Origin of the sequence: Actinoplanes sp. NBC_00393, assembly GCF_036053395.1 — a bacterium.
GTDB lineage: Bacteria > Actinomycetota > Actinomycetes > Mycobacteriales > Micromonosporaceae > Actinoplanes.
Window position 1 is genome coordinate 9,753,059 of the sequence record NZ_CP107942.1, and the last position, 21,893, is coordinate 9,774,951.

At 70.3% G+C, this 21,893-nt stretch carries 19 protein-coding genes; 10 read left to right on the plus strand and 9 right to left on the minus strand.

Annotation, left to right across the window (positions count from 1 at the left end; all coding sequences use genetic code 11):
* Window positions 1-36: 36 nt before the first annotated feature.
* On the plus strand, window positions 37-462 hold the full coding sequence (locus OHA21_RS45230; protein ID WP_328466058.1) for a rhodanese-like domain-containing protein: 426 nt from the start codon (window positions 37-39) through the stop codon (window positions 460-462).
* On the opposite strand, the gene OHA21_RS45235 is transcribed toward OHA21_RS45230, so the two are convergent.
* On the minus strand, window positions 459-1,700 hold the full coding sequence (locus tag OHA21_RS45235; RefSeq protein ID WP_328466060.1) for an FAD-binding protein: 1,242 nt from the start codon (window positions 1,698-1,700) through the stop codon (window positions 459-461). The two genes, OHA21_RS45230 and OHA21_RS45235, sit on opposite strands and share 4 nt — an antisense overlap.
* Before the next feature lie 151 nt (window positions 1,701-1,851).
* On the opposite strand from OHA21_RS45235, the gene OHA21_RS45240 reads away from it, so the two are divergent.
* From OHA21_RS45240 to OHA21_RS45250, 3 genes are all read left to right on the plus strand, one after another.
* On the plus strand, window positions 1,852-2,718 hold the full coding sequence (locus OHA21_RS45240; RefSeq protein WP_328466062.1) for a response regulator: 867 nt from the start codon (window positions 1,852-1,854) through the stop codon (window positions 2,716-2,718).
* 284 nt (window positions 2,719-3,002) lie between these two features.
* Window positions 3,003-3,995, plus strand: coding sequence for an MHYT domain-containing protein (locus OHA21_RS45245; protein WP_328466065.1), 993 nt, complete (start codon window positions 3,003-3,005; stop codon window positions 3,993-3,995).
* 159 nt (window positions 3,996-4,154) lie between these two features.
* A complete protein-coding gene (locus OHA21_RS45250) occupies window positions 4,155-5,141 on the plus strand; it encodes a 3-oxoacyl-ACP synthase III family protein (RefSeq protein WP_328466067.1) in 987 nt (328 codons plus the stop codon).
* A 171-nt stretch (window positions 5,142-5,312) separates the two neighbouring features.
* Here OHA21_RS45250 and OHA21_RS45255 read toward each other — a convergent pair whose 3' ends face one another.
* Window positions 5,313-5,663 carry a PRC-barrel domain-containing protein gene (locus OHA21_RS45255; protein ID WP_328466069.1) on the minus strand — a complete coding sequence of 117 codons (351 nt, stop codon included), beginning with the start codon at window positions 5,661-5,663 and terminating at the stop codon, window positions 5,313-5,315.
* Between the two features lie 227 nt (window positions 5,664-5,890).
* On the opposite strand from OHA21_RS45255, the gene OHA21_RS45260 reads away from it, so the two are divergent.
* A complete protein-coding gene (locus OHA21_RS45260; protein WP_328466071.1) occupies window positions 5,891-6,538 on the plus strand; it encodes a hypothetical protein in 648 nt (215 codons plus the stop codon).
* 173 nt (window positions 6,539-6,711) lie between these two features.
* On the opposite strand, the gene OHA21_RS45265 is transcribed toward OHA21_RS45260, so the two are convergent.
* The 4 genes from OHA21_RS45265 to OHA21_RS45280 form a co-directional block, all read right to left on the minus strand.
* Window positions 6,712-9,297 (minus strand): lipopolysaccharide biosynthesis protein, encoded by a 2,586-nt coding sequence (locus OHA21_RS45265; protein ID WP_328466073.1) that lies wholly within the window; start codon window positions 9,295-9,297, stop codon window positions 6,712-6,714.
* 268 nt (window positions 9,298-9,565) lie between these two features.
* The gene (locus tag OHA21_RS45270) at window positions 9,566-10,651 is read right to left on the minus strand and encodes a magnesium and cobalt transport protein CorA (protein ID WP_328466075.1); all 1,086 of its coding nucleotides are present in this window, start codon (window positions 10,649-10,651) and stop codon (window positions 9,566-9,568) included.
* A 20-nt stretch (window positions 10,652-10,671) separates the two neighbouring features.
* Window positions 10,672-11,418 (minus strand): ABC transporter permease, encoded by a 747-nt coding sequence (locus OHA21_RS45275; RefSeq protein WP_328466077.1) that lies wholly within the window; start codon window positions 11,416-11,418, stop codon window positions 10,672-10,674.
* 2 nt (window positions 11,419-11,420) lie between these two features.
* Window positions 11,421-12,365, minus strand: a complete 945-nt coding sequence (locus OHA21_RS45280; protein ID WP_442875016.1) for an ATP-binding cassette domain-containing protein — start codon at window positions 12,363-12,365, stop codon at window positions 11,421-11,423.
* A gap of 62 nt (window positions 12,366-12,427) precedes the next feature.
* Here OHA21_RS45280 and OHA21_RS45285 point away from each other — a divergent pair, with 62 nt between their 5' ends.
* The 3 genes from OHA21_RS45285 (at window position 12,428) to OHA21_RS45295 (ending at window position 15,651) form a co-directional block, all read left to right on the plus strand.
* Window positions 12,428-13,381: a helix-turn-helix transcriptional regulator gene (locus OHA21_RS45285; protein WP_328466079.1), complete on the plus strand. Its 954-nt coding sequence runs from the start codon at window positions 12,428-12,430 to the stop codon at window positions 13,379-13,381.
* Between the two features lie 163 nt (window positions 13,382-13,544).
* Window positions 13,545-14,102 carry an NADAR family protein gene (locus tag OHA21_RS45290; protein ID WP_328466081.1) on the plus strand — a complete coding sequence of 186 codons (558 nt, stop codon included), beginning with the start codon at window positions 13,545-13,547 and terminating at the stop codon, window positions 14,100-14,102.
* 646 nt (window positions 14,103-14,748) lie between these two features.
* Window positions 14,749-15,651 (plus strand): IS5 family transposase, encoded by a 903-nt coding sequence (locus tag OHA21_RS45295; RefSeq protein ID WP_328466083.1) that lies wholly within the window; start codon window positions 14,749-14,751, stop codon window positions 15,649-15,651.
* Window positions 15,652-16,161: 510 nt separating this feature from the next.
* On the opposite strand, the gene OHA21_RS45300 is transcribed toward OHA21_RS45295, so the two are convergent.
* On the minus strand, window positions 16,162-16,668 hold the full coding sequence (locus OHA21_RS45300) for a GNAT family N-acetyltransferase (RefSeq protein WP_328466085.1): 507 nt from the start codon (window positions 16,666-16,668) through the stop codon (window positions 16,162-16,164).
* Window positions 16,661-17,206 carry a GNAT family N-acetyltransferase gene (locus OHA21_RS45305; protein ID WP_328466087.1) on the minus strand — a complete coding sequence of 182 codons (546 nt, stop codon included), beginning with the start codon at window positions 17,204-17,206 and terminating at the stop codon, window positions 16,661-16,663. The genes OHA21_RS45300 and OHA21_RS45305 overlap by 8 nt, the downstream gene beginning before the upstream one ends.
* Between OHA21_RS45305 and OHA21_RS45310 the strand changes: the two genes are divergently transcribed.
* Window positions 17,193-18,635 (plus strand): family 20 glycosylhydrolase, encoded by a 1,443-nt coding sequence (locus OHA21_RS45310; RefSeq protein ID WP_328466089.1) that lies wholly within the window; start codon window positions 17,193-17,195, stop codon window positions 18,633-18,635. The two genes, OHA21_RS45305 and OHA21_RS45310, sit on opposite strands and share 14 nt — an antisense overlap.
* A 4-nt stretch (window positions 18,636-18,639) precedes the next feature.
* Here the strand turns inward: OHA21_RS45310 and OHA21_RS45315 are convergent, their stop codons facing one another.
* Window positions 18,640-19,845: a cytochrome P450 gene (locus OHA21_RS45315; protein WP_328466091.1), complete on the minus strand. Its 1,206-nt coding sequence runs from the start codon at window positions 19,843-19,845 to the stop codon at window positions 18,640-18,642.
* A 90-nt stretch (window positions 19,846-19,935) separates the two neighbouring features.
* On the opposite strand from OHA21_RS45315, the gene OHA21_RS45320 reads away from it, so the two are divergent.
* On the plus strand, window positions 19,936-21,771 hold the full coding sequence (locus OHA21_RS45320) for a M48 family metalloprotease (RefSeq protein ID WP_328466094.1): 1,836 nt from the start codon (window positions 19,936-19,938) through the stop codon (window positions 21,769-21,771).
* Window positions 21,772-21,893: the final 122 nt, after the last annotated feature.

Genomic DNA, 21,893 nt, shown 5'->3' on the forward strand with positions numbered 1-21,893 from the left:
CTGGGCCGGGATGGCTCCGGCCACGACGATCAGGGCATGACTGATTCCGCTGTTGCCTTCTTCGCCGCCCGCCTCGAGTTCGAGACCGACGTCAGCGACGTGCACGCCGATCTGGAAGCCGGCACGACCGGTGTCGTGGTGATCGACTCGCGCAGTGCCGAGTCGTGGCGGCAGGGGCGGCTCCCGCACGCCGTACACCTGCCCACCCGTGAGATCGCCGCCCGGGCCGCCGAGGTGATCCCGCCCGGCACCCGGGTGGTCACGTACTGCTGGGGGCCCGGGTGCAACGGCGCCACCCGGGCCGCGCTGGAGTTCGCCAAACTCGGCTACCCGGTCAAGGAGATGATCGGGGGATACGAGTACTGGGTGCGGGAGGGCTTCCCGGTCCGCGACGACCAGGGCGTCCAGACCCGTCCGGTGGACGAGCTGACCGCCCCGGCCGGCGCAGCCTGCGGCTGCTAGCCGAGCAGCTCGTCGAGCCAGGCGTTGCGGAACGTGCCGGCCGGGTCGTAGCGCCGCACCAGGCCGGCAAAGTCGGCGAAGCGGGGGTACGCGTCACGCAGCGCCGCCGGATCGGTGGTGAAGATCTTGCCCCAGTGCGGGCGGGCGCCCAGCGGAGCCAGGGCTTCCTCGAGGTCGGCGACCACCGGCAGCACCGCCTCGGTGTCGGCGATCCAGGTGAAGTGCAAGGCCAGACTGTCCTGCTGAAAGTTGGGGCTCAGCCAGAGGTCGTCGGCGGCAATCGTACGGATCTCGCAGACCTGCACCACCGCGGCGACGCGCTCACGCACTCGGTTCACCGCCTCGATCGCGGCGCCGGCCTGCTCGCGCGGCACGTGCCACTCGGACTGGAGCTCCTCGCCGCTGCTGGGGGTGAACTCCATCCGGAAGTGCGGCAGCCGGGTGTGCCAGGGACCGGGCACGCCGCCCTGCTCGGTGCAGTTCTCGGTGGGCATGCCGGGGACCGGGTGCCGGGGGCCGTCGGCCGGGCGGGCGCCGTGGAAGTCGCCGGCCGGCAGCGGGTCCAGCCGCTTCAGCCACACCATGTCGACGTCCGGGCTGGTCCAGCGGGTGAAGAGGCTGACGCTGTACCCGTCGGCGAGGATCTCGTCCAGCTCGTCGCGCACGGCGGCCGCGGGCAGGTCGTCGTAGACGTACTGCCGCAGGTCGAAGGCCGGCACCACATCCAGGGTGAGGGCGGTGACCACGCCGAGCGCGCCGAGGCCGACCACGGCGCCGGGGAAGTCCGCGTCGGCGCGGGTCAGGGTGACCAGCTCGCCGTCGGCGCGGACCATCTCGATGCCGGAGACGGTGGTGGCCAGGTTGCCGTGGCGCACGCCGGAACCGTGGGTGGCGGTGGCGACCGCGCCGACCACCGAGATGTGCGGCAGGGACGCCATGTTGTGCACGGCCAGGCCCTCGGCGGCCAGTCGGGCGGCCAGTTCGCCATACCGGATACCGCCGTCGACGCGGACCGAGGCGCGATCCGGCGCGACCTCGACGACGCGCGGAAGGTCGGCCAGTGACAGCAGGTCGCCGTCGGTGTCGGCGAGCCGGTTGAACGAGTGCCCGGAGCCGAGCACCCGCAGCCGGCCGGCCGCCGCGACGATGTCCCGCACCTCGTCGACGGAGCGTGGGCGGTGCACCCGCTCCGCCCCGAAGACGATGTTGCCGGCCCAGTTCGTGAGGTGTTCCCGCATTGCTCTCCCAGGTCGCCGAGGCAGTCGCGTCCTACCCTACGGCGGTCCCGGCAGGGCCGGAAAGGTCAGAGTATCCGCTGTTCAGGGCATCTCCGGTCGCACGCGGCGTTAGGGTCGGGGCGACCGGCCGACGGACCGAGGAGGGCACGCCATGGCGTCGATCGTGGTCGCCGAGGACGACACCGACATCGCCGCGCTGCTCGCCACTGTGCTGAGCAACGCGGGCCACACCGTGCACACCGCTCCGAACGGGGCCGAGGCACTCGAGGCGATCACCGAGACGAACCCGGACCTGATCATTCTCGATCACCACATGCCGGGGATGAGCGGGCTCGACGTCGCCGAACGGCTCCGTTCCACGGACACCACCGCGAACACTCCGGTGATCATGCTGTCTGCCGCGGCGCCGGCCGCCGCACGGGGCCTGGTCGACGTCACGATCTCCAAACCGGTACGCCCGAAGCACCTGGTCGAGGCGGCCGACGAACTCCTCGCCGCCCGTAAGACCGGCGAGCACCCGGCACACGACGCGGCCACCCAGCTGGTGGACGTGGAACGGCTGCTCGCCGTCTCCGACTTCCTGACCCGGCCGGCGCACGCGGCCACGCTGGACCGGTTCGCCGAGGAACTGACCCGGATCACCGGGGTGCCGATGGCGGCGATCACGCTGGTGCTCAACGACAGCGTGGTGGTGGCCGGCTCGTACGGGCTGCCGAAGTGGGTGCAGGAGGCGGGCGGGGTGCCGGTCGAGTGGTCGCCGGACACCATCGTCGTGGCCGAAGACGTTCCGGTGCTGATCAGCGACAGCCGGGCCGACGAGGAGTACGCGTCCTCGCCGCTCTTCTCGATCAGCGGGGTGCGGTCGTACGCCAGCGTCCCGCTGAACTCCACCGAGGGCCACGTCGTCGGGACCCTCTGCGTGATGGACGACAAGCCGGGCACCTGCACCGAGGACACCGTGCAGACTCTGCACTCTCAGCGTGCGCCGGCGTTGGGGTTGCTCTCCCGCGTCGGCTGATCCGCTGCACGACTCCAGGTAACCCACCGTTATATTAGCGCTCGCTAGTATCGCTTCGGGTCGATTTGTTGCTGTCTGGGGTGCTCGGGCGGATCAAGCCTGCTATGTGCCCAAACGATGGCAGTGGGCTCGTCTTTCCCGACATAAAATCGCCCGCAGATCCAAATCGAGATCAGCTGCACGTTCTCTCGTAACGAAAGCTGCGTCACAATCAGTCACGCCCACGGCTGTGGTGCGGGCAGGATGCAGCCCGGCGGAATCGCGAGCGAGAGGAAACGCGCGAAATGGCGGAGATCCATCACTTCGAGTACGGATGGGTTACCCCGACGGTCAGCTACGTGTTGTCCGTGCTCGGATCCCTCCTCGGGCTCACCTCAGCGGTCCGGCTGCGGTCCGCCAAGTCCGGTGGGGAACGAACCTGGTGGCTGATCCTGGCTGCCGTCGCCATCGGTGCGACCGGCATCTGGAGCATGCACTTCGTCGCCATGATGGGCTTCAAGGTCGAGGGCACGCCGATCCGGTACGACGTCGGCCTGACCGTGGCGAGCGCCCTGATCGCGTTCGTGGCCGTCGGTGTCGGTCTGGCCATCGCGCTGCTCGGTTCCGCCGCTCCGCGTACCCGGATCCTGATCGGCGGCGTGCTCGCCGGTCTCGGCGTGGCCGCGATGCACTACACCGGCATGGCCGCCATGGAGCTGCACGGCGAGATCCACTACGCCGGCCGGGAGGTCGCCCTCTCCATCGCGATCGCCGTGGTCGCCGCGACGGTCGCGCTCTGGCTCACCCTGGTCGTCAACAAGCCGGTCGTCATCTTCATCTCGGCGCTGGTCATGGGCATCGCCGTCAACGGCATGCACTTCACCGGCATGCTCGCCATGTCGGTGCTCACCGAGCCCAACCTCGACGCGGTGGCCGGCGCGACCGCCAGCGGTCTGCTCGTCCCGATCGGCGGCGCGGTGCTGTTCGCCATCATCGGCATGGTCTATTCGCTGATGGCCGCGCCCACCGAGGAGGACCGGGTGGCCGCCGCCTACCTCGCGCAGCGCCTGGACTCGCGTCCCGCGCCGTCGGCCGGCCCGCAGCCGGGTCAGCTGTGGGGTCAGCAGCCGCAGGCGAACCAGGGCCGGCAGCAGCCCCAGCAGCAGGGCCGGCAGCAGCCCCAGCAGCAGGGCTGGCAGCAGCCTCAGCAGCAGGGTCAACCGCAGGGTCAGCAGCAGGGATCCGGGCGCCCGACCCTGGGTGGTTCCTGGACGTATCGGGACCGTTCCGGTCAGTAGCACTTTTCGCCAAGGCGACCGAGGCTCGCCTGCCGGACTGTCCGGCTTTTATCAACCGAACCGACAGTGGATCGATCCGCACGTCGTTGCCGTGGATCGATAGGGTTCGGAAGGCGAAAAACGTGAAACTTGAAGCTCCGAGCACAACGGGGGATACGCGTGGCGGTCGGCATTCTCGGGACGGGTTCCTACCTCCCGGCGCGGGTCGTGACCAATGTGGACCTGCTGGCCCTGGTGCCGGACGCGGATCCGGAGTGGGTGTCGCGCAAGACGCTGATCGAGGAGCGCCGCTTCGCGGCCCCCGACGAGGCGGCGTCGGACCTGGCTGCCAACGCGGCCCGGGCGGCACTCGAGCGGGCCGGCGTCACGGCGGCGGAGATCGACTATGTGATCGTCTCCACATCGACCGGTGACTCGCCGCAGCCGCCCACGTCGAACCTGGTGCAGCACAAGATCGGCGCGACCCGGGCGGCGTGCTTCGACGTCAACGCGGTCTGCGCCGGATTCGTCTTCGCGCTCAACGTGGCCAACGGCCTGGTCGCCACCAACCCCGGCGCGCTGGTGCTGGTCATCGCCTCGGACATCTACTCCCGGATCCTCGACTTCGGCGACCGGCGTACGTCCGTGCTCTTCGGCGACGGCGCCGGCGCCGCAGTGGTCGGCGCCGTGCCGGACCGGTACGGGATCATCGACATCGATCTCGCCTCCCGGGGCGAGGCCAGCGACCTGATCTACGTGAAGGGCGGCGGTAGCCGCCTGCCGGCCTCGCCGGAGACGGTCGCCGAGGGCGACCACTACTTCCGGATGAACGGCCGGGGCGTTCGCGACTTCGTGGCGACCGCGGTGCCGCCGGCGCTGGACGCGCTGCTGCGCCGGTCCAACCTGAAGGCCGAGGACGTCGACCACTTCGTGCCGCACCAGGCCAACGGCATCATGCTGCAGGAGCTGGTGGAGTCGGCCGGCTTCCAGAACGCGCACACCCACTTGACCCTGCCCTGGTACGGCAACGTCGGCAGCGCGTCGCTTCCGGTCACTCTGGACGATGCGGCCCGCAACGGCTCGCTGCGTGACGGCGACCTGGTGATGCTGGCCGGCTTCGGTGGCGGCATGTCGCTGGGCGCCTGCCTGCTCCGCTGGGGTCACTGACCTCGCTGTTATTACTGTGGGCCCGGGCTTTCGCCCGGGCCCGTCGCGTCAGCTTGGCGCGGCGTTGCGCTTCCTGGCCGCGTTGCGCTGCCTGGCCGCGTTGCGCTGCCTGGCCGCGTTGCGCTGCCCGGCCCGGACCGCGTTGTGCTGCTCGGGCTGGACCGCGCTGCGTTATTTGGGCTGGATCAGCCAGTCCCAGGCGCGTTTCAGGCCGGTGCTGCGGCTCTCGGCCAGGCCGGCCGGCGAGTCGGCGCTCGGCGTGGCCAGCTGGTCGGCCGGCTCGCTGACGATCACGCCACGCTCGAAGAGGCCGTCGACCTGATCGCCGCCGGCGAAGCGGTGACCGTCGCCCGTCTTGATCAGCAGGCCGTGAAAGACGTCCGACTGCTCGTCGGCCAGCACGTGCTCGACCTTGCCCACCTTGTCGCCGGAGCGGTCGTACACCGGCGTGCCGTCCTTCAGGACCAGGTACGCCACCGGCGCGCCGAGGTCCTCCGGCGCAGTTTCGCTCTTCTCCGTCATGCTCGCCGTTTACCCGCTTTCCTGCCGCTTAACTCGACCCGCCTGGCCGCCCGCCGGCCGTCAACATCATCTTTTCGGTTGAGGCGTTCTAAACATTTTGTACAGGAATGGGTTTTTCAACCGAAACGCCGCAGAAAACTCAGTGACACGACATCCCTTCCCATATTGTCCCTTTTGTCGGAGGCGCCCATCGAGGCGACGGACAGAAGAGGCACGGGAGGATTCAAATGCAGAACAGCAGTCGGCGAATCGGAGCGTTCGTTGCCATGGCCACCGCGGCCGCAGGCTTCGCGGCGGTGTCGACAGCAGCTCCCGCCGCAGCAGCTCCCCGCGGACCGCAGCCGGTTTCCAACTGGCTCCAGCCGGTCCGCGCGGAAACCAGCAACTGGGTCAACATCCACTGGCGTACCGACCGGCGGATCTGTGACGTCGAGGTCCGCGTCCGCGGCGACCGGGCACGGGTCGACTACCCGGGCTTCCGTCGCTCGGCGACGCTGTCCCGCGGCGACACGCTGCGGCCGGGACGCACTGACTACACGCGGGTTCGGGTCACCCCGTACGGCCAGCGGGCCGGGGTGGCGAAGCTGTGGGCGACCATCTCGTACGACGAGTGCGGGTGGCGGTCGCGCACCATGACGCGCACGGCAGTGCTGTCGCTGCCGGTGCTGCGGAAGAACACCTGGCCGGGTGGCAACGGCGGTCCGGGCGGCCCCGGGCACAGCCACACCGGTGGGCCCAACCAGGGCGGTCCCGGCGGTCCGGGGCATGGCGGTTCGGGCGGTCCGGGGCAGAACAGTGGCCCGGGCGGGGGTCACAGCGGCTCCGGGCAGGGCAGTCCTGGCCAGCACAACAACACTGGTGCTGGCCAGGGCTGACCCGGTAACCAGGGCTGACGTTTCAAGCACCGCATAACGACGCGTGGCCGGCTTCCTGCCGGCCACGCGTCACATTATGAATATCAAACCGGGTGCAATTGTTTACACAGTAAAGAAAGCCGGGGAGTGGGCGCCCGGCCGGCCGGGGGGCAGTCCGGCCGGGCGCCGGCTGATCAGCGGTGCGCCATGATGAGCCCGGCCGGGTCGTAACAGACCACGTCCAGGGCACGGGCGATCAGCGCCGGGTCGTAGGTGGTGGCGTGGAACGTCGCCTCCAGGTGCAGAACACCGTTCATCTCGCTGGTGGTGAGCGTGATGCCCTCCGGGCCGTTCAGGGTCGGCACACTCTGGTTGACCCGGCCCTCCGGGGCCACCGCCCACGGCAGGTCGCCGAGCATGTCGTGCCGGCCCTGATTGCTGAAGGTCAGCCGCGGCTGCGGCTCGATCGGAACCTCGGTGGGGTACGGGTCCGGCATGCCGGGCGCCCCGGTCAGCATGATCTTGCCTTCGCGCAGCAGCATCATCGTCAGGATCCGGCCGGTGGCCAGCTCCGCCTTCAGCGTCTTGTGGATCGCCATCGGGTCGGTGAGGCTCGGCGGCGTCAGGAACGGGCCCTGGCAGAAGTTGCTGTCGATGCTGACGCCCTTGTCCAGGTAGCGACGGGCGTCGGCGAGGAACGTGCCGCCGCGCAGATCCGGCCGGTAGCCCATCTCGATCAGCGCCGCGGTGAACGCCGCGAACGTGATGGCCGAGGTGGTGACGCCGGGGGCGTACTCGTCACGCCAGGCGCGCATCTGGCCGAGCACCCGTGCCGACCGGGCCGTACGCACGGTCAGGCTGTCCTGCCACGGCCGCATCGGCACCTCTTCGGGGTGCGGCGGGCGGGCGAAGCTCAGGCCGGTCTTCCACCGGTCCGGATGCAGGCCGAACTGCTTCCACCAGGCCTTGACCAGCGCGGTGCGGTGCCGCTTCGAGGGCGCGATGCGGGCCGAGCGCTGCTCGTACGCGGCCTGGACGATCTCGTGCACCAGGGTGTTCACCGGACCGGCGTCGCCGTACGCGTGCGACACCTTCAGCGCGAAGTAGCCGCCGCCGACCAGGATCCGCACCGGGTGGTGCCTGCGCGGCTCGGACTGCAGCTGACGGGTCATCGCGTCGAAGTCGACCGGGCCGGGGCCGAGGTCGGTCACCGCCTCGTGGACGTAGCGGTGGAACGACGCCCCGTCCATGTGCTGCCAGTTCGAACCGTTGCGGTCCAGCCGGGAGACCGCACGATGGGTCGGGTCCGCGGTGTGCAGGCCGATCAGCGCGTTGCGTACCCGCTCGGCGTTGACCCCGGTGAGGGGGCCGACCGTGCGGATGTACTCCAGCGGCAGCCATGCGCGCTCGCGCAGGGTGAGGCTGGTGGTGGACATGACGTTAACTCCCTCTGCTACCGCGGACATGTCGACGACGGGGGCGAAGACCACCTTCAGAACCATCGGCGCGACCAGGACCGTCTCGATCACCATGACCACGAGCACCGCGGTGACCAGATCGTTCAGGTCACCCTGGCTGCCGCCCCACCAGGCGGCCAGCAGCTCCGCCACACCGGCGAAGACCGCGAAGATCGCGGCGCCGCGCAGCTTGTTCTGCACCCGGGCGATGGCCAGGAAGAAGTGGTGGAAGACGAACGGGATGTAGGTCAGCGCCAGGATGGCCAGGGCGGTGCCGGCGGTCTCCGCGTACTCCGAGCCGAACAGCGACATGATGAAGTCGGAGAGGAAGAACACCACCAGCGAGGCGGGCAGGCCGATCGCGAGACAGATCAGCAGGCCGACACGGACCTTGCTGCGCAGCGCGGCCTTGTCGCCGGCGGTCACCGCGAAGAGCGTGAGCGCCACGTTGCCGGGGACCATGGCCAGGAACGAGAGCACCATGAACGCGGTGTAGAACGCCGCGTTCGCCTCGGCCGACAGGACCGCGGTCACCACCAGCGGCAGCGCCGCCCGGGGCAGGTAGGTCGCCAGGTTCAGCAGGTTGTGGTCGAACGTCTTCTTGCCGCGGCCGCGCAGCAGGCCGGCCCGCGGTCGCAGCGAGTCGATCATGCCGCGCTTGCGGAGCGTCCGGTGCAGGATCACCGTCGACGCCACGATGCCGGCCACCCAGGTCAGCAGGATCCCGCCGCCGGTCAGCGCGCCCGGCAGCAGCGCCACCAGGGCGAGCAGCACCAGCTTGATCACCGAGAACCAGGCGTTGCGCATCAGCTGGAGCGGGCCCTGCAGCAGGCCGACCATCGCCTCGTCGAGGACCAGGGTCATGGCGTTCAGCGCGATGCCGACGACCAGCAGAACGGTCGCGGCGTAGCCGCCGAGCGCGTCCTGCAGGCTCGGGATCCACAGGTGGGCGAGCGCGACGTAGACCAGGCCACCGACGGTCGCCGCGGTGCCCGCGGTCAGCAGACAGGTGGAAATGAGGTCCCACTTGCCGCGGCTGATCGACGGCAACTCGGCGATCAGCATGGTGCCCATGCCGAACATGCCGATGGTGCCCACCAGGGTCATCGCCGCCACTGCGGCGGAGGCCTGGCCGACCGCCTCGATCGGCGCCAGTCGGGCCGCCACCCACCAGTACGCGAAGCCGAACAGCGACGTCAGCAACGTCGTTGCCATCAACGACCCGGCGTTCAGGAACAGGTCGACGTGGCCCTTCAAGGCCGCGAGAATGCCGCGTTTGCCCGTCGACTCCGCGTGCTGCGGTGCGGCGTCGGTTGCTGTCACTCTGTCATCTCCCAAAGATCGAGGAGTCTATCCCCGAAGATCGACGCAGTCTGAGAACTTAGTAACTCGCCGTGTTCAAGGGCTACGGCAGGACGCCCGAGCTTCGCCGTCCGTCCGGTGTGGAAACTAGCCGTATCGGTGGTTGACAAGCTCCGATTGGTTGACCAACCCCACCATGCTGGGGGTCTGTGGCGCGGTTGTCACCCCGGAAACCGGTCCGACGCCAGACTGTGACTTACGTCGCTATAACTCTGGGTAATCGGGTTGTTCACAGCCATCCGACCCGCTTGAAGCGCCGGTGCAGGCCGCCGCCGATCAGCACCATAGCGAGGATGGTGGCGGCGAAACCGAACCGGGAGTCGATCCCCGGCATCACGTCGAAGTTCATGCCGAAGATCCCGGCGATCACGGTCGGCACCGCCGCGATCGCGGCCCACGAGGCGATCTTGCGCATGTCGTGGTTCTGATCGACCGAGACCTGGGCCAGCCGAGCCTGCAGGACCGAGTTCAGCAGATCGTCGAAACCGGCCACCCGGTCGACCGCCCGGGCCAGCCGGCCCTGGACGTCCACCAGGTACGGCCGCAGCCCGCTCGGCAGCCCGCGCATCTCCAGCAGCCGGGTCAGCGGGTCGGTCAGCGGCAGGACCGCCCGCTTGAACTCCACCAGCTCCCGTTTCAGCTGGTAGATGTGCGCGAACTCGGCGGAGCGGACGGCGGCGAAGGTCTCCTCCTCGATCCGCTCCAGGTCGTGCTGCACGTGCTCGGAGACTTCCAGGTAGCTGTCGACCATCCGGCTGCCCACCGCGTACGCCACCGACCACGGCCCCTGCCGGAGCACCTCCGGGCGTTGTTCGAGCTCCCGGCGTACCGCCCAGAGCGGGCCCACCGGGCCGTGCCGCACCGTGATCGCGAACGACGGGCCGACCAGCACCGTGACGTCGCCGGTCTCCACCACCTCGGACGTGGCCGTGAGCTGGTCGTGCTCGACGTACCGGGCAGTGCGCAGCACCAGCCGGGTCACCTCGCCGACGGTCTCCACGCCCGGCCGGTGCCCGCCCGAGACGGCCTGCTCGACGAGCAGCTCGTGCAGGCCGAACACCTCCGCCACCGCGTTCATCGTCGCCCGGTCCGGCTCGTGCAGGCCCAGCCAGACGAACGAGCCGCGCCGGCGGGCGAGCCGGGCGGCCTCGGAGTAGGGCATCTGCCCGCGGCCCCGGCGGACGCCACCGGTGTAGACCGCGCAGTCGACGACGGAATCCGGGTCGCCACGCCGGACAGCCGGAACCGGATCGGCCGGCCGCGTGAGATTCCCCAGCAGCCGGCCGATCGCATCCGGAAGTAGCCGTGCCCGCACGGCGAGAGAGTAACGGGCGATCAGTCCGAGCGCTGCATGGCGCGAACGCCGATGAACAGGCCGATCGCGGCCATGCCGACCGCCGCGATCAGGCCCTCGAGCGTGCTGCGGGCCAGCACGTCACCGGAGAACAGGGCGCGTTCGGCGTTCACCACGTACGTCATCGGGTTGAAGTGCGACAGCGTCCGCAGCCAGCCCGGCCCGTTGTCGATCGGCAGCAGCACCCCGGCGAGCAGCAGCAGCGGGAAGAGCAGCGTCTGCTGCACGGTCCAGAACAGCCACTCCTTGTTCTTCGACGCCAGCGCGAGCGTGTAGGAGAGCGCGCCCAGCCCGATGCAGAACCCGGCCAGGATGAGCAGGCCGAGCAGCGCGCCGGCCAGGTGCAGCTCGAAACCGAACGGGATGCAGACGGCGACGATCAGCGCGGCCTGCGCGACCATCGGCACGATCTCCTTGAGGGCCCGCCCGATCAGCAGCGCGGGCCGCCGCAGCGGGGTGACCAGCATCCGCTCGTGCGAGCCGGTCTGCATCTCGAAGAGCAGGTTGGAGCCGGTCATCGAGGAGCCGAAGAGGCAGGACATCACGATGATCCCGGGGACGAACCACTGCAGCGCCGAGCCGTCGCCCGTGTCGGGCAACAGCGGGGCGAACAGCGCCAGGAAGAAGAGCGGCTGGATCATCGAGAAGATCACCGAGAACGGGTCCCGGATGACCGGCCGCAGTTCCCGGGAGAAGACCACCTGGGTGTCGCTGACGAGCGAAGTCATGATCAGATCTCCACGGTCTCTTCGGTACGGCCTTCGCGCAGGCTGCGGCCGGTCAGGGTGAGGAAGACGTCGTCGAGAGTGGGCCGGGTGACCTCGATCGAGGAGGCGGCCAGACCGGCGGCACTCAGGTCGTCGAGCAGTTTCGGGGCCAGCTGCGGGCCGTCCTCGGCGGTGACGCGGACGTCGGTGCCGGTCCGCTCCGCGTTCAGCGTGCGGGCCGCCGAGATCGCGTCCTGCTCCGCGGTGAAACCGAGGATCACGTGATCGCCGACGTGCTTGGCCTTGAGCCGCTGCGGGGTGTCGTCCGCGATGATCCGGCCGTGGTCGATCACGATCACCCGCTCGGCCATCGAGTCGGCCTCGTCCAGGTAGTGCGTGGTCAGCACGATCGTGGTCTCCCGTGCCTCGCGCAGGCGCAGGATGTGCTCCTGCAGGTTGGCCCGGTTCTGCGGGTCGAGTCCGGTGGACGGCTCGTCGAGGAAGAGCAGCTCCGGTGAGTGGATCAGGCCCATCGCGATGTCCAGCCGGCGGCGCTGGCCGCCGGAGAGAGTGGAGACGGTCCGGTCGGCGACGTCACCGAGCCCGAGAGAGTCGACCAGTTCGTTCGCCCGCTCCCGCGCCGCGCGAACCCGCATCCCGTACGCCCGGCCCTGGCTGATCAGCTCGTCCCGCCCGCGCTGGCTGTGGCCGGCGCCGTTGCCCTGTCCGATGTAGCCGATCCGCAGGCGTACCTCGCGCTGCTGGCGAACGACGTCGAAGCCGCCGACCGAAGCACTCCCGGCGGTCGGCGGGATGAGGGTGGTGAGCATCCGCAACGTGGTCGACTTGCCGGCGCCGTTCGGGCCGAGCAACGCCACCAGTTCGCCCCGCGCCACCGTCAGATTGATGCCGTCGACCGCGCGGACGTCCTTGAACTGCTTCGTCAGCTCTCGCGTCTCAATCATCATGTCTACGACGCTAGAGTTGTTAGCGGCCACTTTCTGACCGCAATCCGATGGAGTCTGGATTCATGGCGAACACGAGTGCTCGGATGCTGCGACTCCTGTCGCTCCTGCAGACCCATCGCTACTGGCCCGGCGCCGAACTGGCCGACCGCCTCGAGGTGAGCCCCCGCACGCTGCGGCGTGACGTGGACCGCCTGCGCGATCTCGGCTACCCGGTGGACGCGGCCCGCGGGGTCGCCGGCGGCTACCAACTCCAGGCGGGCGCCGCGGTGCCGCCGCTGCTGCTGGACGACGAGGAGGCGGTCGCCATCGCGGTCGGCCTGCGCAGCGCCGCCGCCGGCGCCGTGGCCGGTTTCGAGGAGACCTCGGTACGCGCACTCGCCAAGGTCATCCAACTGCTTCCACCGAGGCTGCGCCGCCGGATCGACGCGTTGCAGGCGGTCACCGCTCCCGGCGTGTTCGGCGGCGGTCCCACGCTGGACGCGGTCTCGCTGACCACGATCGCGATGGCCTGCCGGGGTGAGGAGCGGCTGCGCTTCGATTACACCCCGCGCGAGGGCGAGACGATGCGCCGGCACGTCGAGCCGCACCGGCTGGTGTCGCTGGGCCGCCGGTGGTATCTGGTCGCCTGGGATCTGGACCGGGGCGACTGGCGCAGTTTCCGGGTGGACCGGCTGACCGCACCCACCCTGACCGGCGCCCGCTTCCGCCCGCGCGACCTGCCCGGCGGCGACCCGGTGGCCTGGCTGCGCGGCCGGCTGGCCACCATCCCCAGTCGATACGACGTGTCGGTGCTGATCCGGGCCGAGGCCGACGTGGTCCGCTCGTTCGCCGGCCAATGGGCCACTGTGGAGTCACTGCCGAACGGCTCCTCCCGCCTGCGGATGAGCGTCGACGACCTGGGCTGGCCGGTCATGCTGCTGGGCGTGCTGGCCGCCCCGTTCACCGTGGAGTCGCCGCCTGAGCTGCGCGAGCAGGTGCGCACAACCGGCGAAGCCCTGGTCCGCGGCGCGGCCTGAGGCCTCTTTGGACGGACCGGCGCCCCCGTGGCGCCGGTCCGCACGAATCAAACTACCGACCGGGTGCGACACTTTTCCGTCACGTTTAAGCTGTGGCTTATATAAGATTTCCTGGATCTTTAAACCGGATGCCGGATCTCTGGTGACGGCGGATACTTCCCGCGTGCCTTCACTGCCGCTCACCGTGCCCGACCTGCTCGCCCTCGAGCGGCCGGCGAAGTTCCTGTTCTTCTGGGGCCACCAGCCGCAGCGCGACGGCAGCGTCGGCGCGGGCTGCCTGAGTCAGTGGTGGCCGGCCGAGTTCGCCGTGGACGGCGTGACCTTCGGGTCCGCCGAGCACTACATGATGTGGCGCAAGGCCCGGCTGTTCGGCGACGAGGAGACCGCGGCCCGGATCCTCGCCGTCCGCCATCCCGCCGAGGCCAAGAAGCTCGGCGGCCGGGCCAGGAACTTCGACGAGCAGATCTGGGAGCGGGAGCGGTTCGGCATCGTGGTCGCCGGCAGCATCGCGAAGTTCGGGCAGCATCCCCGCCTGCGCGACTACCTGCTGACGACCGGCCACCGGGTGCTAGTGGAGGCGAGCCCGGTCGACCGGATCTGGGGCATTGGTCTGGCCGCGACCGACCCGCGCGCCGCCGACCCGGCCGCCTGGCGTGGCCTGAACCTGCTCGGCTTCGCCTTGATGCAGGCGCGCGAAAATCTGTCCGTGACCTCGCCTTGACCTGCGGCGCTTCCACATGCGAGGCCCCCTAGCGCACCGCTCGCTTCGGAGCCGCCCGAGCCGCCGGACCAGCTGCCGCCGCTGCAACCTTCGCGCCGTAACCCCGTGCGAGCCACCTCCCTGCGCCAGCCGGCGCTGACGGCTGTTTCCTGTCTCCCGCGAACAGCCTGGTGGGCCAGCCGAGTTGTCCCGGTGGCGCTGACGGTTGTTCCTGTCTCCCGCGAACAGCCTAGTGGGCCAGCCGAGTTGTCCGGCTGGCGCTGACGGTTGTTTCCTGTCCCCCGCGAACAGCCTGGTGGGCCAGCTGAGATCGGACGTGCCGGCGGTGTTCTGGTGGCACAGCCTTCGTCCGGTGGTGGATCACCATGACAGCCACAACTCCCAGCTGGGAGATCCACCAGGCCCGCTCCCGGAGGCCGGCTGGGAGCTGTCGTTGCCTCCGCCGGCATGAAGGGTGCCCAACTGCCAGCCGGACGATCGAAATGTCCGGAACATGCTGGGCCGGCTGGGACTTATGACGGCCCCCGCATTTAAGGCCGTGTTTGGTAAGGGCATCGATGTCACGGCGTGGCGGTGATCGATAACTGAAGAGGTCTCCGGTAGATCGGTTAGCGACCAAGCAAACCGAAGAACGACCGGAGACCTCGTGCCCAGGGTAGCGGCAGCGAGGCGGCACGATCTCACCGACGCGCAGTGGGCGGCGCTGGAGCCTGTCCTGCCTGCGGAGTCTGGTCGGGGGCGGCCGCCCAAGTGGACGAAACGCCAGATCATCGACGGGATCCGGTGGCGGGTCCGGGCGGGGACACCGTGGCGTGACGTGCCTGAGGCCTATGCGCCTTGGCAGACGCTGTACGGCTGGTTCCGGCGCTGGCAGCGCGACGGCACGTGGGCGCGGATCCTGGCACGGCTGCAATCTGAGGCTGACGCCGCTGGGAAGATTACCTGGACGGTGAGCGTCGATTCCACGATCAGCCGCGCCCACCAGCACGCTGCCGGTGCCCGCCGCGACGGGCAGGCGCAGAAGGAGCCGCCGGGTGGCGTGCAGACCGAGCCTGACGATCACGGGCTGGGCCGGTCCCGGGGCGGGTTCACCACCAAGACGCATCTGGCCTGCGAGCAGGGCCGCAAGACCCTCGCCATGGTGATCACCGCCGGGCAACGCGGGGACAGCCCGCAGTTCATCACCGTGCTGGAACGGATCAAGGTGTACCGGCTCGGCGGCGGCCGGCCGCGGACCCGGCCCGACCGGGTGCTGGCCGACAAGGCGTACACGAGCCGGGGCAACCGCGGGTACGCGCGCCGCCGCCGGATCCGGGTGTGCATCCCGAGCAAGGCCGACCAGGACGCGCACCGCAAAGCGAAGGGGTCCAAAGGCGGGCGGCCGCCCGCCTTCGACCCGGTCGTCTACCGGCTGCGGCACGCCGTGGAATGCGGCATCAGCCAGCTCAAACAGCACCGTGCCATGGCCACCCGCTACGACAAACTCGCCGTCCGCTTCGAAGCCACCGTCACCATCGCCATCATCAACCAGTGGCTACGAGCCTTATAAAACGCGGCCTAGCCGTGCTGATCAAACAGGACGACGCACGGGCCAGCTTCGTCCGCGCGCGATTAGCAGCGCCGTCACGGTGACCACGCTGACGTGCGACTGAGCCTTCGTTTCGCGCCCTGTTGATCATTCGGCCGCGCGGTGAAGCGGCCTCTCCGCGCGGCAGCGGCGCTGACGTGCGGCGCAGTGATCGAAAGGACCGAACGCGGCCCTCGCTGGCGCTGTCACCCCCGCCGAGGTGCCAGACCCAAGAAGACCTGCTCGGCCTCGGTGAGTGGTTCGGATACGGGCACAGTCGTTGTAGGCGTGCCGACACCGGCAGCCGATGTGGCGGGCCGGTTGTCGGCGGACCGGGCCGCCGCGTCTGATCGGGGATGCGTTCGGATCGGGGGAGATGTCGGACAAGGGAGGCGTCGGTCAAGGGGGGCGTCGGGCAAGGGAGGCGTCGGACAAGGGGGCGTCGGGCAAGGGAGGCGTCGGATCAGGGAGGGGTTCGGGCCGGGGAGGCGGTCAGATGGGGCGGCGCAGCAGCCAGGAGCGGTAGTCCTCGGCGTCGGTCGCGCCGTATGCCCGGCGTTCGCCCTCCTTGAGGAAACCGCGCGCCCGGTAGGACGGCATGCCCTGCTCGTTACCGGCCAGCGCGGCCGCCCACATCTCCGTCGCGCCCAGCGCGCGCAACTGGTCGGTCACCCGGTCCAGCAGCAGCGTACCGAGGCCCCGGCCGCGCTCGCCCGGGTCCAGGTAGAGCGTGAAGAGCTCACCCACGCCGGGTCCGACGATCCCACCGGCGGCGAAGCCGCGCACCCGCTGCGAGTCGGTGACGACCTGATAGCCGAGCCAGTCCGGCGGGGTCGCGGCGACGGCTTTGGCGACGCGTTCCGGCTGGTAGAACTCTTCCAGCATCCGGTTCAGGTAGTCGCTGCTCACCAGGCCGGTGTAGGTCGCGTGGTAGGCCCGCGCGCAGATGTCGCAGATCGCTTCGACGTCCTCGTCGCGCGCCGCGCGTACCTCAAGCATGCGCGAAGGATAGGGCCCTTTGCCGGATATGGTCGTCGTGCCACTCGGAGCCGACCTGGAAGCGTTTGACCCCGACGATCTCGAATCCGTGCTTGGCGTAGAACTTCGCGGCGCGCACGTTCTGCTGGTTCACCCCGAGCCAGCACGACTCGGCGCCGGTGTCGGCGGCCGCGGCGAGGGTCTCGGTCATCAGCGCGTTCGCGATGCCGGAGCCGTGCCGCTCCGGGGCCAGGTAGAACTTGCTCAGCTCGATGCTGGTGTTCTCGTCCACCACCGCGGCCACGTCCGGGTCGGCGATCGGGCCGCGGACCAGCATCGAGTATCCGGTCGGCTGATCGTCAACGGACACCAGCACGATGGTCCGGTCCGGGTCGGCGAGATAGCGGGCGAAGTTCTCCACCGATAGATGTGCGGCGATGAAGGCGTCGATGTCTGCCTGCGCCGTTCCCGGCGGGCAGGCCAGCCCGAAGGTTCGGGCCGCCAGATCGTGCAACGACTTCTCGTCGCCGATCGAGCCGTGACGCGTGGTGATCGTCATGGGGAAACAGTTTAGAGTGTTCAGAGTGCGCCCCCAGACGAAGCAGCTCAGCGATGTGATCCCGCTGCCGGCCTCGGTGCGGCCGGATCCGGCCGCAAATTTCACGATCACTCCCGGTACGGCGGTGAGCGCGGTACCCGAGGCTGCCGCCGTCGCCGCGTTCCTCGATCTGCCGATCAGTGCCGACGGAGCGATCCGTCTGCGCCTCGACGAAACGCTTCCGGCCGAGGGCTACCGGCTGGAGATCGCGGCGGATTCGGTCACGCTGACCGGCGGGACGCCGCAGGGCCTGTTCTGGGGCATCCAGACGCTGCGCCAGCTCGGATCGGATCTTCCTGGTGGGGTGATCGAGGACGCGCCGCGCTATCCGTACCGGGGCGCGATGCTGGACCTGGCCCGGCACTTCTTCACCGCCGACGAGGTGAAGGCGCACCTGGACCTGCTCGCCCAGTTCAAGATCAATCACCTGCATCTGCACCTCACCGACGACCAGGGCTGGCGGCTGGAGATCCCGGGCTGGCCCCGGCTCACCGAGGTCAGCGGGGGTGCCGGCACCGGCGTCGACGGGGCCGGGCCGGGCTTTCTGACCCTCGCCGAGTACGCGAGCATCGTCGCCTACGCCGCCGAGCGCTTCATCACGATCGTCCCGGAGATCGACATGCCGGGACACGTGAACGCGGTGCACGTCGCCTACCCCGAACTGACCGCCGACGGGCAGCCGGTCGCGCCGCGCACCGACGCCGAGGTCGGCTACAGCTCGCTGGTGGCCGGGCTCGAGGAGACGTACGCCTTCGTCGAAGACGTCATTAAAACAGTCGCCGACCTGACCCCCGGCCCGTACCTGCACATCGGCGGCGACGAGTGCCTCTCCACGCCGCCGGAGGACTACCGCACCTTCCTGGCCCGGGTGCTCCCGCTGCCCGGCAAGTACGGCAAGCGGGCGATCGGCTGGCACGAGATCGCCGCGACCGACCTGCCGGAGAGCACCGTCGTGCAGTACTGGCGGTTCGAGGGCGAGTCGCCCGACGTGGCCCGGGCGGCCGCGGCGGGGCGGCAGGTCATCATGGCGCCGGCCGACCGTACCTATCTGGACATGAAGTACGACGCGGACACCCGGCTCGGTCTGGACTGGGCCGGACATCTGAGTGTCGAGCGGGCGTACGACTGGGACCCGGCGGACCGGCTGCCCGGCGTGGGCGAGGAATCGCTGCTGGGGGTCGAGGCGCCGCTCTGGTCGGAGACTCTGCGCAGCGTCGCGGACGTGCAGTACCTGACGTTCCCGCGGCTGCCGGCCATCGCCGAGGTGGCCTGGTCACCGCGTGGCAGCCGGGACTGGGCGTCGTTCCGGAGCCGGCTCGCCGCGTTCGGCCCGCGCTGGGACGCCGCCGGCATCACCTACCACCGGTCCCCGGAGATCGACTGGCTCTGACCGGTCAGGGGACGACCACTTCGATGCCGGAGCGGGGCCGGGCCGGGATGCGGGACAGGTCGATGTCGGTGTTCTGTGGGGGTAGGTAGTAGTCGAGCCGTGCCAGGCGCTGGACCAGGGTTCCGAGCAGGGCGATGGTGAGCTTCTCACCGGGGCAGCGGTGGCCGGTCCGCGGATCGCCGCCGCCCTGCGGGATCAGGTCGAAGTCGCCGATGTCGCGGCCCAGGAAGCGTTCCGGGCGGAACGCGTACGGCTCGTCCCAGAGCTCCGGGTCGTGGTGCTGGCCGTAGATGTCGAGCAGCACCAGCGTGCCGGCCGGGATCGGCTCACCCTGGAAGAAGTGGTCGCGGGTGGCCCGCCCGCCGAGGAACGGTGCGAACGGGTAGAACCGGCGCACCTCGTGCACGAACGCCCGGGTGTACTCGTCGTCGCCGGCCCGCAACCGGATCCCGTGCCGGGGCCACCGGTCGAGCGCGTGCGCCGCGAAAGCGACGAACCAGGCCACCGCGGTGGTCGGCCGGATGATGTTGAGCAGTTCCACCGCCGCGGTCCGCGGATCGAGCAGCCCGTGCTCGTCGGTGTGATGCGCGACGACTGACAAGGGCTCGGCAGTGGGTGCTTTCGCGCGTACCGCCGAAATGATCTTCGAAAGCCGGCGCTCCTGCCGCCGCCGCGCGGCCAGGGCCCGCGCGGCTCGCGGCCCCACCGTCGCGAAGCCGTCCACCATCGCCACCAGGTCCGCGGCCAGGGCACGCTCGTCACGCTTTTCCAGGGGTACGCCCACCCAGCGCGTGACCGCACCCGCGATGACCCGCGCCGCCTCGTCGAAGAGCACGACCGGCGTGTCGCCCTGCCACTGCGCGGCCGCCTCGTCGAACGCCTCACCGGCGAGTTTCGCCGGCGTATCGATGCCGTCGCCGAGCAGCAGGTGGGTGAACAGGGACTTGCGGAGCCGATGCGAACCGCCGTCCAGCGTGTGCACCGCCCCCGCGCCGAACAGGGTGTGCACCACCAGGCCGGGCAGCGCGGTGTGCCGTTCCAGGTTCCCCGCGCCGTAGAAGAACTGCGCCGCGGACGGTCCGCAGATGCCCACCGCCGGCTGTCCCATCACCCGGGTCCGGACCGCACCGCCACCCGCGCGGCGGCGCAGATCCGGCAGCCACGCATACCCCTTGAGAGCGACAGCGAGCGTCTGATCGAAGTCAGCCATGTCGCTCGTATATCCCGCTGCGCGGGTGCGAAACGGCCGCGCCCGGTTTCCCCGCCTACGCTGGGGCCGGTGTTGCGGGAGGAGAACGGCTTGAACAGCGGTGCACGCGCGGCCCGGGCATCGGTCGCGGCCCTGGCCGGGTTCCTGATCGTCGCGGGGCTGCAACTGGCGGCGGTGCTGCTGGTTCTCTGGATCGTGTTGTCGCTGCTGCCGAGCACGGTCGCGCTGCGCGCCGGTGTTCCGCTGAGCATCGCCACGTTCGGCGCGGCCGGGTACGCGACCTGGCGTGCCCTGCACACCCGATACCGGGTTCCGGCCGGGGTGGTGGTGACCCGCGACGATGCGCCGCGGCTCTGGGAACTGGTCGACAAGGCCGCCGCGGCGGCCGGGGTACGCCGTCCGGAGTCGGTGACCGTGGTGGCCGACGCGACCGTGGTGCTCGGTGAACGTACCCGGCTGCTCGGCCTGCTCGGTGGGCGCCGCGACCTCTATCTCGGGTTGCCGCTGCTGATGGCGTGGGACCCGGACCGGCTGCGTGCGGTGGTCGCGCACGAGCTGGCGCACTACTCGCCCAAGTCCAGCCGATGGGCGCCGATCGCGTACCGGGGCCGGGTCGCGGTGAGCCGGGTGGTGCCGCGGATCTCCCGGCGCAACCCGGCGGGGGCGGTGCTGCGGGCCTACGCCGGCTGGTACCGGCGGGTCGACGCGCCGTTCAGCCGGGAGCAGGAGCTGGCCGCCGACCGGATCGCCGCCGAGCACGCCGGGGTGGGGCCGGCTGTCGCGGCCCTGCGCGACCTGCCGGCCCTGGCCGGGATGCAGCGGTTGTTCCACGCCGAGTACGTCGGGCCGGGCTGGCAGGCCGGGCACGTCCCGGACGACATCTTCGGCGGGCTGCTGCGGGTGCTGGCCGCGCGGTCCGCGGACCTGACCCGGTTGCGTACGCGCGAACCCGAGCCGGTGGGGCCGTGGGACACGCATCCGCCGCTCGCGGACCGGCTGGCCGCGCTGACGCCGTCCGAACAGCCGTCGGAGGAGTCTCCCGAGGCCGCCGAGGAACTCGTTCCTGACCTGCCCGAACTCGGGCGGGCACTGCAGGCGGTGGCGTTCCCGCCCGGCGGCCGCGCGGTCGTCTCCTGGGACGAATTCCTCAGCCTGGCCCGGACCACCGAGATGGAGCGGGAGGCCCAGGCCACGCTGGCCACCATCTCCCGTGCGGTGGGCACCCCGGTGTCCGGTCCGGAACAGGTCCTCGAGCTCGCCGGCAACGGACGGCTGCGTGAGGCGGCCGGCACGATCTTTCCCGGCGGCACACCGGAAGAGACCACCGCGCGCATCGTCGACCTGCTCGGCCTGATGCTGGCCCTGGCTGCGCTGCGCAGCGGGATCGTCCGGTGGCGGCACAGCTGGACCGGCGCGGCCGAGGTGGTCGGGGTGGGCGGCGCCTATCTGAACCTCGCCGAGCTGGCGGTGGCCGCCGCCGACCCGGAGACCACGGCGGCGGTCCGGGAGTACCTGGAGAAGATCGGGGTCGATCTCGCCGCGCCCGCCGACGGCGCCGGGCCGGCCCGGGCGCAGGCGCTCGGTGGCCTGGTCAACCTCACCGCGGACGGCGAGCGTACCGATCTGCTGATCACTGATCTCGGTCTCCGCCTGCTGCCCGGCCTGCCTCGCGGCCGGACCGCCGAGGCGCGGCGGCGGCTCACCCGGATCGCCGGTGAGGGGATCCCGGCCGAGAACGCGGGCCGGTTCGTCCCGTTCGTCGACGTGGCCTCGGTCACCGAGCTGCCGGGACGGCGCCGCGGCTGGGTGATCGGCCTGCGCGACGGCGGCAGCCTGACCCTGCGCCCGGCCTTCGACACCGAGGAACTGCCCGGCGGCTGGTCTGCCTGGGACGACGCGGTCGCCTTCCTCGCCGGAACCCGCTGAAGCGGACTAATCCGAAGTCTCATCCCCGACGGATGAGCAATCGCTACGTCACTTTGGGTCACAATAGCCTCAGCGATTGTTCGCTTCGTGGCCGCCGGAAATGGGTAGCAGGGGGTCGGGAG